Below are 850 nucleotides of genomic sequence, written 5' to 3'. Positions count from 1 at the left end.
GCATCAGAAGCGGTTGCTGCCGGTTCATCACTTCTTCGTCACCTTCACGGTTCCCCGTGAAGTCGGCTTGGTGCTGCGCGCGAACCAACGTGAAGGCTATCGTTCGTTGTTCGATGCTTCGGCACAGAGCATTCGAGACGTCGGCGCCGCAACCAAAGCGTTGAAAGGATGCAAGCTCGGCTATTTCGGCGTGCTGCACACGTGGGGCCGCGATCCGCTCGTCTATCATCCGCACATTCACTACATCATCCCCGGCGGTGGAGTGAAGGTTGATGAGGAGGGCGCGGCGATCGGCTGGCAAAGCACACCGCAAGGCTTCTTGTTCCACCACGGCACCCTGGTTCGGGTCTACAAAGCGAAGCTGGCCGACGAGCTTCGCCGCTGTGGACTTTATGATTCGGTGCCGAGCGAAGCGTGGAAGAAGAACTTCGTGGTGGACATCGAAGCGGTCGGCAACGCCTGGGGCTCATTGCGTTACCTTGCGCCGTACATCCATCGAGTCGCGATCAGCGACAAGCGGATCGTTGCGGTCACCGACCGTTCGGTCTCGTACACCGTCACGCCCACCAAGGCCAAGCGGACGACCGAGCGGAACGTTGAAGGTGTCAAGTTCGTCGAGGGGTTCGCTCAGCATATTCTCCCCAGCGGGTTCCAAAAGGTTCGGCACTACGGATGGATGAGTAGCAATTCAGCCATCCGTTTAGACGAACTGCAACTGCTGGTGTGGATGCATCTGGGCTGGGTGTACTGGCTGGCCAGCGGCCATGCCCCGCAGTCGGAACGGCTAGTCAGCGAACCCCGCTGTGCCCACTGTGGAGGTGGCCTGCGTGTGGTGACGGTCAGCTTCGAC

1 protein-coding gene is annotated in these 850 nt (G+C 60.1%); it reads left to right on the top strand.

Features of this window, described 5'->3' with window-relative positions; all coding sequences use genetic code 11:
• A partial coding sequence (locus H1B37_RS32990; RefSeq protein WP_182871517.1) for an IS91 family transposase occupies nt 1-850 on the top strand: 850 nt, incomplete at both ends.

This window comes from Stieleria mannarensis, from assembly GCF_014154935.1.
GTDB classification, from domain to species: Bacteria; Planctomycetota; Planctomycetia; order Pirellulales; family Pirellulaceae; genus Stieleria; species Stieleria mannarensis.
This window is presented reverse-complemented; position numbering and strand designations above follow the sequence as displayed.